At 28.9% G+C, this 16,763-nt stretch carries 17 protein-coding genes and 1 other annotated feature; of the genes, 1 reads left to right on the top strand and 16 read right to left on the bottom strand.

Translation table 11 applies throughout. The annotated features are described in order from the left end of the window. Positions 1-47: 47 nt before the first annotated feature. The 5 genes from BN899_RS01865 to BN899_RS01845 all read right to left on the bottom strand — a co-directional run bounded on the left by BN899_RS01865 (position 48) and on the right by BN899_RS01845 (position 3,816). Positions 48-353, bottom strand: coding sequence for a PTS sugar transporter subunit IIB (locus BN899_RS01865; RefSeq protein WP_042272136.1), 306 nt, complete (start codon positions 351-353; stop codon positions 48-50). A gap of 129 nt (positions 354-482) precedes the next feature. After that, positions 483-1,235, bottom strand: a complete 753-nt coding sequence (chbG, locus tag BN899_RS01860; protein WP_042272134.1) for a chitin disaccharide deacetylase — start codon at positions 1,233-1,235, stop codon at positions 483-485. Positions 1,236-1,392: 157 nt separating this feature from the next. Continuing rightward, positions 1,393-1,680: a DUF503 domain-containing protein gene (locus tag BN899_RS01855; RefSeq protein ID WP_042272131.1), complete on the bottom strand. Its 288-nt coding sequence runs from the start codon at positions 1,678-1,680 to the stop codon at positions 1,393-1,395. Positions 1,681-1,732: 52 nt separating this feature from the next. Further along, positions 1,733-2,068 carry a YlbF family regulator gene (locus BN899_RS01850; protein WP_042272129.1) on the bottom strand — a complete coding sequence of 112 codons (336 nt, stop codon included), beginning with the start codon at positions 2,066-2,068 and terminating at the stop codon, positions 1,733-1,735. 74 nt (positions 2,069-2,142) lie between these two features. After that, positions 2,143-3,816, bottom strand: a complete 1,674-nt coding sequence (locus BN899_RS01845) for a ribonuclease J (RefSeq protein ID WP_147568471.1) — start codon at positions 3,814-3,816, stop codon at positions 2,143-2,145. Between the two features lie 214 nt (positions 3,817-4,030). Here BN899_RS01845 and BN899_RS01840 point away from each other — a divergent pair, with 214 nt between their 5' ends. Then, positions 4,031-4,768, top strand: a complete 738-nt coding sequence (locus BN899_RS01840; RefSeq protein ID WP_042272125.1) for a metal-dependent hydrolase — start codon at positions 4,031-4,033, stop codon at positions 4,766-4,768. 55 nt (positions 4,769-4,823) lie between these two features. Here the strand turns inward: BN899_RS01840 and BN899_RS01835 are convergent, their stop codons facing one another. The 11 genes from BN899_RS01835 to BN899_RS01785 all read right to left on the bottom strand — a co-directional run bounded on the left by BN899_RS01835 (position 4,824) and on the right by BN899_RS01785 (position 16,471). Next, positions 4,824-5,264, bottom strand: coding sequence for a Fur family transcriptional regulator (locus tag BN899_RS01835; protein WP_042272123.1), 441 nt, complete (start codon positions 5,262-5,264; stop codon positions 4,824-4,826). Positions 5,265-5,356: 92 nt separating this feature from the next. Continuing rightward, a complete protein-coding gene (locus tag BN899_RS01830) occupies positions 5,357-6,256 on the bottom strand; it encodes an LCP family protein (protein WP_042272251.1) in 900 nt (299 codons plus the stop codon). 250 nt (positions 6,257-6,506) lie between these two features. Further along, entirely contained in the window at positions 6,507-6,782 is a 276-nt protein-coding gene (locus tag BN899_RS01825) for a DUF1292 domain-containing protein (protein ID WP_042272120.1), read from the bottom strand. A 69-nt stretch (positions 6,783-6,851) separates the two neighbouring features. Continuing rightward, positions 6,852-7,277: a Holliday junction resolvase RuvX gene (gene ruvX, locus BN899_RS01820; protein WP_042272118.1), complete on the bottom strand. Its 426-nt coding sequence runs from the start codon at positions 7,275-7,277 to the stop codon at positions 6,852-6,854. 162 nt (positions 7,278-7,439) lie between these two features. Then, positions 7,440-9,623, bottom strand: coding sequence for a hypothetical protein (locus BN899_RS01815; protein ID WP_042272115.1), 2,184 nt, complete (start codon positions 9,621-9,623; stop codon positions 7,440-7,442). A 9-nt stretch (positions 9,624-9,632) separates the two neighbouring features. Next, complete coding sequence (locus BN899_RS01810) at positions 9,633-9,890, bottom strand: IreB family regulatory phosphoprotein (protein WP_042272111.1); 258 nt, start codon at positions 9,888-9,890, stop codon at positions 9,633-9,635. Between the two features lie 24 nt (positions 9,891-9,914). Then, positions 9,915-12,560 carry an alanine--tRNA ligase gene (gene alaS, locus BN899_RS01805; RefSeq protein WP_042272108.1) on the bottom strand — a complete coding sequence of 882 codons (2,646 nt, stop codon included), beginning with the start codon at positions 12,558-12,560 and terminating at the stop codon, positions 9,915-9,917. Positions 12,561-12,729: 169 nt separating this feature from the next. After that, positions 12,730-12,949: a binding site (T-box leader), on the bottom strand. Between the two features lie 65 nt (positions 12,950-13,014). Next, positions 13,015-14,094, bottom strand: a complete 1,080-nt coding sequence (gene mnmA, locus BN899_RS01800) for a tRNA 2-thiouridine(34) synthase MnmA (RefSeq protein WP_042272105.1) — start codon at positions 14,092-14,094, stop codon at positions 13,015-13,017. Positions 14,095-14,323: 229 nt separating this feature from the next. Further along, complete coding sequence (gene nifU, locus BN899_RS01795) at positions 14,324-14,773, bottom strand: Fe-S cluster assembly scaffold protein NifU (protein WP_042272102.1); 450 nt, start codon at positions 14,771-14,773, stop codon at positions 14,324-14,326. Positions 14,774-14,815: 42 nt separating this feature from the next. Continuing rightward, complete coding sequence (gene nifS / locus BN899_RS01790; RefSeq protein WP_042272099.1) at positions 14,816-16,003, bottom strand: cysteine desulfurase NifS; 1,188 nt, start codon at positions 16,001-16,003, stop codon at positions 14,816-14,818. An 18-nt stretch (positions 16,004-16,021) separates the two neighbouring features. Then, a complete protein-coding gene (locus BN899_RS01785) occupies positions 16,022-16,471 on the bottom strand; it encodes an RrF2 family transcriptional regulator (RefSeq protein WP_042272096.1) in 450 nt (149 codons plus the stop codon). Positions 16,472-16,763 lie beyond the last annotated feature (292 nt).

The following is a 16,763-nucleotide window of genomic DNA, read 5'->3' as shown; positions in this document are numbered from 1 at the left end:
TTTGTATATTTAAAAAGGACGCCTTTTGGCATCCTTTTTAAATATAATTATTTACCTGCTAATTCTATCGCTCTATCTAATACAGCTGCTCCATTACACATTCCGTAATGAGCCATGTTTATAACCTCAACTGGTGCTTTTCCATCTACTATTTTCTTAGCTTTTTCTAACATAAATCTAACTTGTGGTCCAAGTAATAAAACATCAAAGTTTCCTATTTCTTTATCTATATTAGCTTCACTTATTGCCCAAATTTTAGCTTCTATTCCCTTTTCTTTTGCTGCTGCTTCCATTTTTGTTACTAATAAAGATGTTGACATACCTGCTGAACAAGCTAACATTATTCTTATCATAATATTTTCCTCCTAGTATTTAACGTACCTAAGTACTTAATATTTATTTAGTATTATATTATCTACTTTTTGAAAACGTTTTTTAATATATTATAATAATACACTATTTATTTTCAATTGTCTATACATTTAATTTTTATTTTCTAAAATACTTTTATCACTATAATTAACTAAAGTTATATTGTTATCATCTAATATTTTCTTTATATTTTTAGATGTTAATATCTTATGTTCTTTAGTTCTTGGTATAGCATAAGAAGTTGAATTTAATAAAAATTCATCAACAAAAGCTGGATGAGTCATTATATCTGCTATTTCATATTTTTTTAACTCTTCCATATTTTTTTCAAAATAATCATAGTCTACATTATCAGCATAAAAAGTATCTATAATAGGTATTATATTTTCATAATCTAGATCATATTCAAATCCGCCTCTAATTGGTAACTTATACTTATCTAATACTTTTTCAATTACTGGCTTTAACTTTACTAGTCCATGTACATGATGATGACTATCTAAATGAGTTATTTTTATGCCAGACTCTATTACTCTATCTATTTGAGCACAGAATTCTCCATATATTTCATCCATGTCCATGTTTTCCAAAGTATCATTTGTGATCCTTTTATAAAAATATCCATTTTCATCTACAATTGTTTTGTGAGTTTTAATTAGTGGTCTATAGCAGCTTAAAGTCATATGAACTCCACACCCTAGTCCTGGATTCTCTTTTAATAACTTTACTCCTTGTTCAAATCCTGGCATCGCACTCATCATAGTTGTAGAACTTACTATTCCATTTTTATATGCTGATATTATTCCTAGGTTAACACCTTCAGTATACCCAAAATCATCTGCGTTTATTATTAGCTTTGTCATACTTATACCATCCCCTATTTTCACATTATTAATCTTCAAGTTATTACTTATATTATAACGTACCACCGTTTTTATATGTAAGTCAACTGTTTTTTAGGATAATGTATATACATTTGATTGTATACAAAAAAGCTTAGAATTCTCTAAGCTTTTTTATTTAATAGTCACTGATCTCTTCTTCAATTTCTATTATTTCTGCATCTGTATTTTCATCTATAAAGTTTAAAATTTTCTCTCTAGCAGCATCTCCTTGTTTAGAGTCTAAAGAGATTGATGCTATTCCTATTGTAATTCTTTGATGTAAATCTTGATTTTCTATTTCAGAAGCAGATACATTAAAATTATTTTGCAATTTTTTAACTAAACTTTTTACTACCATCCTTTTTTCTTTTAGCGAATGTACCCAACTAGCTCTAAGGTCTATTTTCATTACTAATATTTTCATAGTAACTTACCTCTCTTTTGTTTATATAATAATTTTCATCTTTTAATATTAACTATCTATAATCTTTTTCCACTGCCTGAGCTAATATTTTATTTATATTATCCATCATTAGAGTTAGTTTTTGCTCATTAGTTAAGTAATTATACAGTTTTTTATTATTTGTTACTTTCTTTTTTGTATTTTCTATCTTAGTATTAGTTTTTTTATCTATTTGTTGATTCTTAATGGCATAGCTTTGAATTTGCATTTGAACTAATCTATAATCCTTTAGTAGTTGCTCGCATTCTTTATCAGATTTAACATCTTGCATAGATTTTCTAAAATCTTTGTACTCTTTGCTATTTTTTATTTCACTAGCTAACTTTGTAGCTGTATCATAAACTCCCATAAAAACCTCCAGATATTATATATTACTTCAATAAAAAAGATTGAATATAATAAATTATATTCAATCTCTTATAATTATACCTCCATTATTATAGGAAGTATCATTGGATTTCTCTTTGTCTTTTGGTATAGGTACTCTTTTAAGTTTTCTTTTATATTATTCTTTAAATAAGCCCACTCTTTTATATTTCTATCTTCACAGTCTTTTAAGACTTGCTTAATTACATTTTTTGCTCCATCCATTAAATCTTCTGATTCTCTTACATATACAAATCCTCTAGATATAATGTCTGGTCCTGCTAATACTTTTCCGTCTTCTTTTGATATTGTTACTACTACTATCATCAGTCCATCTTCTGATAAATGTTTTCTATCTCTTAATACTATATTCCCTACATCTCCAACACCTAATCCATCAACTAATACATTTCCTGTTGGTATATTTCCAACTACCTTAGCTGAATTTCTATCTATCTCTAAAACTTCTCCAGTTTTATTTATAAATATATTTTGACTTGGCATTCCTAATTCTTCTGCTAATTCAGCATGTTTCTTTAACATTCTATATTCACCATGAACTGGCATAAAGAATTTAGGCTTAGTTATTCTATGAATAAGCTTTAATTCTTCTTGGCAAGCATGCCCTGAAACATGTATGTCTGCTTCATCATAAACTACTTCTGCTCCTTTTTCAAATAAGAAGTCTATTACTTTTGATATTGGTTTCTCATTCCCTGGTATTGGATGAGCTGATATTATTATTAAATCTCCATTTTTTATTTCTACTTTTTTATGTTCAGCACTTGCCATTCTTGCAAGAGCTGACATTGGCTCTCCTTGAGATCCTGTTGTTATTAAAACTATTTCATTATCTTCATATTTAGATAAATCATTTAGGTCTATTAACATATTATCTGGGATATCTATATATTCTAACTCTCTAGCAACGTTAACTACATTTACCATAGATCTTCCTGACACTGCTACTTTTCTATTAAACTTTTCCGCTGTATTTATTATCTGTTGTAGCCTGTGTATGTTAGATGCAAATGTTGCAACTATTATTCTGCTATTACTAGCTTTTCTAAATAAATCTTCTAGTCTTGAGCTTACTATTCTTTCTGACATAGTATATCCTGGTCTCTTAGCATTAGTACTTTCTGCTAGTAGTAAAAGTACTCCTTTTTTACCAAGTTCACAGATTCTTGGTATATCCATAACTTCTCCATCCATAGGAGTATAATCTATTTTAAAGTCTCCTGTGTGATATATTATACCTTGGTCCGTATGAACAGCTATAGAGCAAGCATCTGGTATACTATGATTGTTCTTTATAAACTCTACTTCCATATTGCTAAGCTTTATCATTTGCTTTGGAGTTACAACGTTTAGCTTAACATTATTCATTTTATGCTCTTTTAACTTAACTTGTATAAGCCCTACACTAAGTTTTGATCCATATATAGGTACATTTACTTTTCTTAATATATATGGAAGCGCTCCGATGTGGTCCTCATGCCCATGTGTAATAAATATACCCTTTACTTTATCCTTATTTTTTATTAAATAAGTTATATCAGGTATGACTATGTCTATCCCCAACATGTCGTCTCCTGGGAAACTAAGCCCAGCATCTATTACAATTATTTCATCTTTATACTCAACAAGAGTCATGTTCTTTCCGACTTCGTTAAGCCCACCCAGTGCCATTATCTTTATTTTATTGGCATTTTTCTTGAACAATTGCATCATCTCCTTCTGTCTATTCAATTTTTCTTAAATTTCAACACGTTCTATAATTTAGATAATATCAAATCACGCACTCTTTACCAGTTATTATCATTGTACCATATTTCCTGCTATAATTTAAGTAATATTTAAAATACATTTATTGTATTATTTTGACAAAGTTATCCTATTCTGATATTCTCTGATTATAATATACCAAATTAAAGGAGGACATATGAGAGGTAAAACCCACTGTGCCATAGGTGTTTTAAGCGTTATACAGGCTTCTCTTTTTTTTAAAATACCTATTTCTATCTTTAATCTTATCTTGTCTGCTTTTTTCTCAATACTTCCAGACTTAGATGAATCCAATTCTATTGTTTCAGACTTCTTTTTAAAAAAGAATGTATCTAAGTTTATACTAAAAGCAACAATATACTTGATAAATATAGCAATCTTCTTTATATCTTTAAAAATAAACGATAATTTTTATATAAGCTCTGTAGTAACATTTATAGCTATTATAATAATAGAAGCTAAGTTAACTCATACATTACTTAGAAAAATATTTTTATCTCTAATATTTGTTTTTTTAGCTATATGTCTTTATTTAATAAATGTAAAAATATATTTTTCAATTTTTTGCCTAATGCTAGCAACTTTCCCGTGGCTTAAGCATAGAAGTTTTTCTCATAGTATATTTGCTACTGTGTTAATATATTTTCTATTAAAACAAATAGAACTAATATATAATATATCTAATTTGGCCTTTTTTGGTACTATTAGTTATGCTAGCCATTTATTTTTAGGCGATTTATTTACAAAATCAGGAATTCCCCTTTTATATCCAATAAGTAATAAAAAATTCTCTTTAGGGTTCTTTAGGGTTGGAAGTGGGTTTAATAACATATTAGAAATGCTGTTTGTTCTATTATTAGTAAGTTTGATAATTTTCACTATAATAAAAATGTAAGTCCAACTTGGGACTTACATTTTTTTAGCAACCACGTTGGCGCTAATTTTTAGTATTATTTACTGCATGCATCACATAATCCATAGAATTTAACATCATGGTCTAATATTTTAAATTTATATAATTCTTGTATTTGTTTTTCAATATTATCTAATAAATCTTCCTGAGCTTCCATTATCTTTCCACAACTTTTACAAATAAGATGATGATGATTATGACAATCTTGTCTATCTAAGCTAAGTTCATATCTTATACATCCGTCATCTAAATTAAGTTTTGATATTACTCCTATTTCATCTAGTAGTTGCATTGTTCTATAAACGGTAGCAAGCCCAATCTCTGGACAATCTACTCTTACTAAATCATATATCTCTTCACTGCTTAGATGTTCTGAATTATTTTTAAGTAATATATCTACTATAGCTCTCCTTTGTGGAGTAATTTTAAATCCTGTTTCTTTTAATTTTTCTTTTAATATATCCATCGTATTAATCATAATATCACCCTTATTTTTCAATTGATAATCTTTATTAATTATTTTAATTGATAATCAAGTTTTTGTCAACATTTAAGAAAACGTTATTTTTGTTAATTGCCATAAATGAAGTTATGCAGAATCTCTAAATTCTTATCTATATTCCATTTAACCACATACATTCCATCTTGATTTAATCGTCCTTCTTCTCTATAATCTTCAAGTGGAAACTCTAGTTGTTTAATATCATAGCTTGCAAGTTCATGAGCTGAAAATGCAAGTTTCATTATTTTATCTAAAGCTATATTAACATCTACATGTTTTAATACACTTTTAACTACTTTAGGGTATTTAGTTATAGATGTATTTGACAATTTATTAGCTATACTAGTTAAAATCGCTCTTTGTCTTTCATCTCTTTTGTATATTGTGTCTATTTTTCTAATTCTAGCATAAGCTAATGCTTGATATCCATTTAAATTATTAATCCCTTTATTTTCTATATACTTAATATTACCCTTATTTGAATCATTGAAACCATAACATGTTTTAATAAATTTATTTAAGTGGTTAATTTCATTTTCTTTAATATCTACTTCAACTCCACCTAAAACATCTACAACATCAATAAATGATTTAAAATCTACAACTGCATAGTCAGTTATATCTAAATTAAAGTTTTCATTAATAGTTTGAATTAGTAACTTTTCTCCACCATAGGCATATGCATGATTTAATTTTTCACGACCTTTACCTGGTATATCAACTAAAGTATCTCTTACTAATGATGTTAACTTTAAAGACTTATTAAGGTTATCAATAGTTAAAACTACCATTGAATCTGACCTTGCTGGCCCTTTATTACTAAGACTATCTCTACCTATTAGCAATATATTGTCTACTTTGTTTTGATTAGAAACTTCATTAAAATCGTCTTCAGCATAAACATTGTTTGAACATATCATAAAGATAAATGCTAAAGATAAAATTAATATATTTTTTAATTTTGTCATTTTATCACTGCCTTTTAAGATTAGATTTATATTTTTATTTTCTCCTCTTAATCTAAAAATTACCCTTATTATATAAATTACAATATATTTACTTGTTATGATTTTTTTGTAAGTCATATTTAAATTACTTATTTATTAATTACTTTTTTATATAAACATATCATTTATCTATTATCAATTTTATATACAATAAAAAAAGCTTCTTAAAATCAAGTTTGATTTTAAGAAGCTACAAGTTATAAGTTATATATTATTGCTCGTCTTCGTCGAAGTTTAATCCTTCTTCTTCCATTAATGTATTGTATACATCTACAACTATTTCGTATTCTGCATCATCTTCTAAAGGAACTAATATTTCTCCTTCTTCATCTTGGTCTATTCTAAATATTAATGCTTCTTCTGCTTCTTCATCTTCAACAGGCATTAATATAGCGTATTCCTTTCCTTCTGCTTCTAGAGTTAATATTATTTCAAATTGAGCTTCAACTCCATTTTCGTCGACTAAGCTTATTATGTTTTCTTGCATTTAATTCACCTCTGATTCATTATTTGTTATTTATATTATATATCATAAAGTTATAATTTTATAGGTATTTTAGAAATTTCTTTGTCTATCTAAATATCCTTGTAAAATTATAACAGCTGCGACCATATCTATCACACTTTTTCTATTTTCTCTTCTTACATTTCCTTGTATTAACGTTCTTTCAGCTGCTACTGTAGATAATCTTTCATCCCAGTATTCTATTTTTATTCCAGTCTCTTCTTCTAATAATTCACAAAACTTTATTACCTTTTCACCTTGTGGTCCAAGTGTTCCATTCATATTTTTCGGAAGCCCAGAAACTATTTTATTAACTTGCCTTTCCTTTATTATTGCTTTTAACTCTTCTATATCTTTTTTCTTTCCAACTCTTTTTACAGTTTTAACGCCTTGTGCAGTTAATCCCATTAAATCACTTACTGCAACTCCAATAGTTTTATCTCCTACATCAAGACCCATTATTCTTCCGTCTAACATATATTTTCTCCTTATAGTGCTTTGTGTAATAATAATTTAATAACCCTAGAATACCATATATTATACTATTATGTACAGCTACTAATATAATTATTATTGCTTAAAATATATATATTTATTTAAGTAAAATAAAAATTAGCCAGGTAATCTTCCTGGCTAATTTTATTTTAAAGTTTTAACTTTTTTATCATCAAATATCATCATATTTATACTTATTATTATAAGTGGTATAAGTATATAAATAGATGCTGTAGCTGCTGCAACTATTCCTGAATCATTTACTAAAAGTGTAACAATACATCCCACCATAGATGCAACAAATCCTTTAAATAGTATAGGATATTTCTTAGCTATTGTTCTAAAATGTCTTGATGGTCTAAATATAAGTACTCCTATTATACCTATTCCAGCAAGTAAAATATTTACCCACACACTACTTTGAGCTAACTTCATATTCATTTGTATCTTTCTACCAAATGTCTGAATTATAGCTTCTGGTCCATTCATAAATATTTGTTTTACAAATAATCCTAAATGAGACTCACTACCTGATACTATGTCTAGAGCTGCAAATATTGCAACAACTGCAACTGCTGCTAATCCTAATAATACAACCTTTTTGAAGTCCATTTTAACATCAAATATTAATAGTATAAATAATAAGTAAGCTACACATTCCGATATAGCTCCACCTACATTAGCTCCCATTGATGGATATGCACTAGTTATAAGTATTATAAGTGAGAATACTATTACCAACCACTTAGGAATTTTTTTGTAATTTAAAAGTACAGCTAATGCAAATACTGCCGATGCTATTGTAACACCTTCATATTCATTTCCTATACCATAGTATCTAGCACCAATTATTGCATCATAACTCATTATATTATTTTGCATTAAGTAAGTTCCAAATACAGAATCAACAGTTATAAGAAGTATTGTTAAAAATGCGAAGAATCCCATTTGCTTTAAATCTTCTTTAAATAACCATCTACCTAAAATATAAAATGCTAAAGTTGTTAAAAGTATTCCACAAGTTATAGTAACCGGAGTTTGTAAATTAAGTATAGGGGCCACTAAGAATGATAATGGCATTATTATACCTAGCTTTATAAACTCTTTTAGCACTGAAAATACTTTTTCTTGGTTAGTTATTTTATTTCTAATGAATATTAAGCACATTGCAACTACCCATGATATAGATATTACACTAACAAATCCATTTATAACATTTGCTCTTATATCAGCTATTGTAACTATTTTTTCAAATTCATCTGATAAGTATTCTACATTATCGTCTTTTTCTACAAGACTATAGCTTCTACCTACCATAGCATCATTTTTAAGACCAAATTCGTTTAGTATATCTACTCCTATATCTATATTTGCAACTATACCTTCTCTTCTTGTTGTAGCTGATAATACTAGACCTTTTTTATCTCCTTTAAATTTAATTATTGGAGATAGTCTTCTTTTATTTTTATAGTCTATATCACTTGGAAATCCACTAGCTATATAAACAGTATCATTTTCTCCAACCATATTAAACACTTCTTTTAAGTATTTATCAATATTTTTATAAACATTTTTTTTCATGCTCGCAAATGTATGGTCATTTAAATAACCTTTATATAAATCTAGCCTATATGTGTCTCCTAGTTCTATAAATAAGGCATCACTACTTTTATAGTTTTCTTTAGTTTCTTTAATCAGTTTATCATAATCAGTTTGTATCCCAAATGGCATACTTGAATTTTTAGTATTTATGTTGTCTATATTACCAGCATCTATTCTACCGTACTGATCCATACAAACTAAACCTAAATTTCTATTTTTTACTAGTTCACCATTTTCAATAATATCTGAGTTACCAAGTAAAGCAACTTTTAATTTATTATCAGATAATGTTTGACCAAGAGAACCTAGTACCGATCCATACTGACCATTTTCTATATTTTCATTTATTGATTGGTTTATAGTTAGGTCATTTATTTTCTTTGGTGATTTTCCAGTTGCTGCTTTAAAAGTTGCTTTTGTATCTTCATTAATTTCTTCAAAATTAATATTCATTTCTGTAGATACGTTAGCTCTACCTCCAGCACCCATACTTGCAAAGGATCTTCTATCATCAGTTCCTTTGTCACCTCTTATATTCATAAGACCTATATATCCTCTAGTTGACAGTTCATTTTCTAGAGAAGGTATCTTAAGCATATTTATAAGGTTGGTTCTATTCATGTCTATAAATATAACCTTGCCTTTTTCATCGGCAAAGCTATATTGAGTAACAGAAACTAACACTAATAAAATTGATGCTAATAACGATACAATCTTTTTCTTCATTAGATTGACCTACTTTCTGTTAAGATAGTACGTGATTACTTCTTCAAGTATCTCATCTCTTTCAAATTTTTTGATTATATTTCTAGCATTTTTATGACTAGTTACATAACTTGAGTCACCTGAAAGAAGATACCCTATAATTTGATTTATAGGGTTATATCCTTTCTCAACTAATGCTTCATATACAACATCTATTGCTTGTGAAACGTTCATTTTATCTTCTGACATACTTTCAAATTTCATAGTATAGTCTAAATCTTTTTCCATGTTAAAAACCTCCTTAAGTAATTATTATTTTACTTGTGTTTTAACAACCTCACTTGCATACTTTAAAGCTTCATCAACTTTAGCTACATCAGTTGCACCAGCTTGCGCCATATTAGGTCTTCCTCCACCTTTTCCTGAAGCAACCTTTGCAACTTCTCTAACTATATTACCTGAATGTATTCCTTTAGCTATTACATCATTTGTAGCAGTAACAACAAAGCTTACTTTATCATCAGCTACATTTGCAAGAACTACTACACCAGAAGCTAACTTATCTCTTAAATTATCTGCAACTTCTTTAAGTGTATTCATATCCATACCTTCAAACTTAGTAGCTACTAGATTAACTCCATTTATATCTACTTTAGAATCAAGAACTGAGTCTACTTCCTGTAAGCTCATCTTAGTTTTTACATCATGTAATTCTTTAGATAAGTTTTTATTTTCTTCTAAAAGATTAGTTACTCTTTGAGCTAAACTATCTTCTTTAGTTTTTAAGTTTGATGAAACTTCAGCTATTAATGCTTCTTTTTCTTTTAAGTATTCATATACTGCTTTACCTGTTATAGCTTCTATTCTTCTAACACCAGCAGCTACTCCACCTTCAGATAATATCTTAAACATTCCTACTTGAGAAGTATTAGTTAAGTGTGTTCCTCCACAAAGTTCGATTGAGAAGTCTCCCATTGAAACAACTCTTACATCATTACCATACTTTTCGCCAAATAGAGCCGTAGCTCCTTTTTCTTTAGCTTCATTTATAGTCATATTTTCACAATTTATATCTAAAGCTTCTAATATAGCTTCATTTACTTTTTCTTCGATAACTTTTAATTCATCTTTTGTTATAGCTTCAAAATGAGTAACGTCAAATCTTAATCTTTCTGGAGTAACAAGTGATCCTGCTTGGTTAACATGATCTCCTAATACTTCTTTTAATACTTTGTGTAATAAGTGAGTAGCACTATGGTTTCTAGCAGATGCCATTCTTACTTCTTTATTTACTATTGTCTTTAATACTTCACCATTGTTTACTTTTCCTGACTTAACAGTTCCTATGTGCTTTATAGTGTTATTAGCACCTTTTCTTGTATCAGTTATTTCTATTACTATATCTTCGTCATCATTTACTAAAACTCCACAGTCTCCTGCTTGTCCTCCACCTTCTGGGTAGAATGTTGTTTTATCTAGTACTATAACTACACTTTGGCCAGCTTCTGCTGCTTCCACTATTTCATTGTCTACAACTATAGCTTTAACTGTTCCTCTATTTTTTAACTCTTTATATCCATCAAATTCACTAGCAACTGAAGAATCTAATTTAGATAATGGATCTTCTTTCCAACTTTCTCCATCCATATTTCCTCTAGCACTTCTAGCTCTTTCTCTTTGCTTATTCATTTCTTCGTTGAAAGCTTCTTCATCTATTAAAAGATTTTCTTCTTCTAATATTTCTTTAGTTAAATCGATTGGGAATCCATAAGTATCATATAATTTAAATGCATTTTCTCCACTTAAAGTAGTTTCTTTATTTTCTTTTAACTCTGCTATATAAGAAGCTAGTATCTCACTACCTTGATCTATAGTTTCATTGAATTTTTCTTCTTCTATTCTTATAACCTTTTTGATGTAGCTTTCTTTTTCAACTAGTTCTGGGTAAGCTTCTCCACTTACTTTTATAACTTCATCAACTAATTTGAATAAGAAGTTCTCTTTTATTCCAAGTAACTTTCCATGACGAGCAGCACGTCTTAATAATCTTCTTAGTACGTATCCTCTACCTTCATTTGATGGAAGTACACCATCTGCTACTAAGAAACTTACAGCTCTTATATGGTCGGTTATTATTCTTACAGAAACATCTCTTTTAGAATCTTTTCCGTATTCTACATTAGCAGCTTTTTCTATAGCACTTATTATTTGTCTTATTGTATCTACTTCAAATATATTATCAACATCTTGCATTATACAAGCCATTCTCTCAAGACCCATACCTGTATCTATGTTTTTATGTTCTAATTGTCCGTAGTTACCATTTTCATCTCTATCAAATTGAGTAAATACATGGTTCCAGAATTCTAAGTATCTGTCACAATCACATCCTGGCTTACAGTCCGGATTGTCACATCCATATTCTGGTCCTCTATCATAATGTATCTCTGAACATGGTCCACAAGGTCCTATACCTATTTCCCAGAAGTTATCATCTTTTCCAAGTCTAACTAATCTTTCTTCAGGGAATCCCATCTCTTTTGCCCATAAGTCATATGAATCATCATCTTCTTCGTACACTGTAACCCATATCTTATCTTCAGGCATATTTAAGTGTTCTGTAACGAACTCCCATCCCCACTTTATAGATTCTCTCTTAAAGTAATCTCCAAATGAGAAGTTACCTAACATTTCAAAGAAAGTACCATGTCTTGCAGTCTTTCCTACATTTTCTATATCACCAGTTCTTATACATTTTTGGCAAGTAGTCATTCTACTACTTGGTGGTACTTCAACACCTGCAAAGTAGTTTTTAAGCGGCGCCATACCTGAGTTTATAAGTAATAAACTTTTATCATTATGTGGTACTAAAGAAGCACTTTCTTTTACGTAGTGATCTTTAGATTCGAAGAATTTTAAGAATTTGCTTCTTATTTCATTTAATCCCATTTGTTGCATATTAACATCCTCCTATGTATTAAAAATTCGCTTATAATTAAATTTTGCTTTAATCATTTAGCCGATACACTCCCTTGATTAACGTGTTGGCAAAACATTTCAAGCCTAGCAGTTGGAAATTACACATAATTTCCTTAGATATAAAAAACCTCGCGCCTATAAATAAACTTATAGGGGCGAGGATTATATTCGCGGTACCACCCTAATTATCACAAAATTGTGACATCTTTGGAAAACCTTAGTTATAACGGAACTACCGACAATCTCTACTAAAATTTCAAGATTGTAACTCAAAGACTGCTTCAATTATTTTATTCTAAGGGCTTGCACCGTCTTCCCTCTCTCTGTGAGACATCAAATAATTTACTAATTCTTATCACTGCTTTTTTCTTCTTAAATTATCTATTTTATATTACTAAATTTTTTCAAATTTAGCAATACTATTTTAATACTATTAGTCGATTACTCCTCCACCAATAACAGTATCTCCATCATACATTACAACAGATTGTCCTTTTGTTATTGCCCTTTGAGGCTCATCAAATGCTATTTTTATTTTTCCATTTCTAAGAGCATAAACTGTAGCATCTGCTGGCTTTGCTGAGTATCTAATTTTAGCTTGTACTCTTATAGGTTCATCTATCTTATCAAATGGTATAAAGTTGACATCTTTAGCTATAAGTTCTTTAGAGAATATATCATCATTATCTCCAAGTATAACAGTATTTTTCTTAGCATTTATATCAACTACAAACATAGGCTTACCAAATGCTATTCCTAGGCCTTTTCTTTGACCTATAGTGTAATTTACTATACCATTATGTTTTCCTAAAACATTACCATTAGTATCTACAAAATATCCGTCTTCAATTCTTTTTTTAGAATGTTTTTTTACATATCTAGCATAATCATTATCTTTTACGAAACATATTTCTTGACTATCTGGTTTATTATGAACTTCCATTCCCATTTCTTTTGCAATTTCTCTAACTTTATCTTTTTCAAATTCTCCTATTGGTAATAAAGTATGTTCTAATTGTTCTTGAGTTAAATTATAAAGTGCATAAGTTTGGTCTTTTTTATCCGTAACAGATTTCTTAAGTAAGTATCTTCCAGTTTCTTCATCTTTCTCTATCTTAGCATAGTGACCAGTAGCTACATAGTCACATCCTATTTGACGAGCTTTTTTGAAGAAATCATCAAATTTTATATGCTTATTACATGCTATACATGGATTTGGCGTTCTTCCATTTAAATATTCATCTATAAAAGGCTCTATTACCTTTTGTTTAAATACATCACTAAAGTTTAATACATAAAAAGGTATACCTATTTTTTCAGCAACTTTTCTTGCATCTTCAACTGCCGCTAATGAACAGCATCCACCTTCATTTTCTATAGTATCATCGTCTTCATCATCTTGCCATAGTTTCATAGTAACCCCTATGACATCATAGCCTTGTTTTTTTAGTAGATATGCTGCTACTGAACTATCTACTCCTCCGCTCATTCCTATCATTACTCTTTTGCTCATAAAATCACCTCATTCTTTATATTATATATATTTTGTCTATTTTTTTTAAAGTATAAAATTTAATATCACCAATCATCTTGAAATAGGCTACTAATATATGCCTAAAACCTATATTTTCTACTTAATTAATGTATTAGAGAAACGTTTCAAAATTTATATAAATAGTAATATCCCTTTTAAGTATTTTTACCTAAAAGGGATATTGTAATCTAAATTATTTATTTAGGATTTATTCTTCTTCCTCTATATCGTGGTGATGATCATGATCATCATCTATTACGACACCATCTAATTCTGGTATGTGTATATTGTGCTTTTTAGCATAATCTATTAATGCAGCTTTTATAGCTTGTTCTGCTAAAACTGAACAGTGCATTTTTACTGGTGGTAATCCATCTAACGCTTCTGCAACAGCTTTATTAGTTACATCTAATGCTTCATGTATAGTTTTTCCTTTTACCATTTCTGTAGCCATTGATGAACTAGCTATTGCTGATCCACATCCGAAAGTTTTAAACTTAACGTCTTTTATTATTTCATCTTCTATATCAAGATATATTCTCATTATATCTCCACATTTAGCATTTCCAACTTCACCTATTCCACTTGCATTTTCTATTTCCCCAACATTTCTTGGGCTCATGAAATGATCCATAACTTTATCACTATATGGGTTCATATTTTTATCCTCCTATATACTTATTAATTTACAGTATTTTTATTATTTGTTTTTATTTTTTATTTGGTCATAAAGAGGTGACATACTTCTTAATCTCTCTATCACTGGCGGTAAATTTTCTATTATATAATCTATATCGTCTTCTGTTGTAAAATCTCCTACTGTAAGTCTAAGTGACCCATGAGCTCTTTCATGAGGTAGACCTATAGCCATTAGTACATGTGATGGATCTAATGATCCTGAAGTACAAGCTGATCCACTTGATGCAGCTATACCTAACATGTCTAACATTAAAAGTATTCCTTCGCCTTCTATAAACTCAAATCCAAAGTTTACATTTCCAGGTAATCTATTTTCTAAGCTACCATTTACTGTTGTATATGGTATATTTTTTAATATTCCATCTATTAATTTACCTCTTAATTTTGTTAAAGAAGCTATATGGTTATCCATATTTGCTTTAGCTATTTCGCAAGCTTTTCCATACCCAACTATTGATGGTATATTTTCAGTTCCTGCTCTTCTTCTTCTTTCTTGTGCTCCACCATGAACAAATGTATGAAGCTTAGTTCCTGCTTTAATGTATAAAGCTCCTATACCCTTTGGTCCATATATTTTGTGTGAAGACATACTCATTAAGTCTATGTTTAATTCCTTAACATCTATATTAATATTTCCTGCTGCTTGAACTGCATCAGTATGGAATAATACTTTATGAGCTTTAGCTATTTCGCCAATTTCTTTTATTGGTTGTATAGTTCCTATTTCATTGTTTGCAAACATTATAGTTATTAATATTGTAGTATCTTTTATTGACTCTTCTAATTGCTTAAGGTCTACTTTACCTTCAGAGTCAACATCTAAGTAAGTTACTTCAAATCCATGATATTTTTCTAAGTATTCACATGTATGAAGTACAGCATGGTGTTCTATTTTTGATGTTATTATATGATTTCCTTTAGCCTTGTTAGCATATGCTACACCTTCTATTGCCCAGTTATCACTTTCTGTTCCACCTGCTGTGAAATATATTTCATTTGGCTTTGCATTTATTAAGTTCGCCACTTGTCCTCTAGCTTTATCTAAAGCATTTTTTGCTTCTCTTCCGAATGTATGAAAACTAGACGCGTTTCCAAAATAATCTGTTAAATATGGCATCATTTCATCTAGCACTTCTTTTTTTACAGGAGTTGTCGCAGAATAATCCATATATAATCTTCTTTTTTCCATTTTTATTCGTCTCCCTATCTATTTTATAATTAAATTAGTTATATCATTTTCTGGTTTACTTTTGTTGTAATCATTTATCATATCTTGAAGAGTGATTGAGTTTACAACTTCGTCTATACCCTTTTTCATTTTTTCCCAAACTACTTTCGTGACACACATACTTGAGTTCTCACAAACATCTTCATCTAATACACAATCTGATAAAGATATTGGTCCTTCAAGTACTGTTAATATGTCTCCAACTGTAATATCCTTAGCTTCTTTCCCTAACAAATATCCACCTTGAGATCCCCTTACACTTTTAACTAAACCGGATTTTTTTAACTTAGAAAATATTTGTTCTAAGTATTGATCCGATACTTTTTGCTTTTTTGCAATAAACTTTAAGGGAACGGGACCATTATCTTGATTAAGTGAAAGTTCAAACATAGCTTTAAGTCCATATCTACCTTTAGTTGATAGCTTCATATTTTATCACCCTTTATTTTCAATCTAATCCATACTATTTTAGTATGAATTATCTACAATTTAATTTTATTATACCATAGTATTCTTGTCAAGATTAAATTCCAACTATTTTACTAGGATTTAAATTTAAAAAATTTAGCCATATAATTTTAAATAAATTATCTTAGCTATACTACATTTTTACCCGCTATTTTAGTTTTTAATCTAAAAAATTAAAATTTTTTAACTAATATTATAAAAGCTTAAAATACCTGGTATTTCAAATTTATAATATCTATAAATAAATAAAACT

The sequence above is a fragment of the Faecalimicrobium dakarense genome, from assembly GCF_000499525.1.
GTDB lineage: Bacteria > Bacillota > Clostridia > Peptostreptococcales > Peptostreptococcaceae > Faecalimicrobium > Faecalimicrobium dakarense.
The sequence above is the reverse complement of the archived record's forward strand: the minus strand, read 5'-3'. Positions and strand labels throughout refer to the sequence as shown.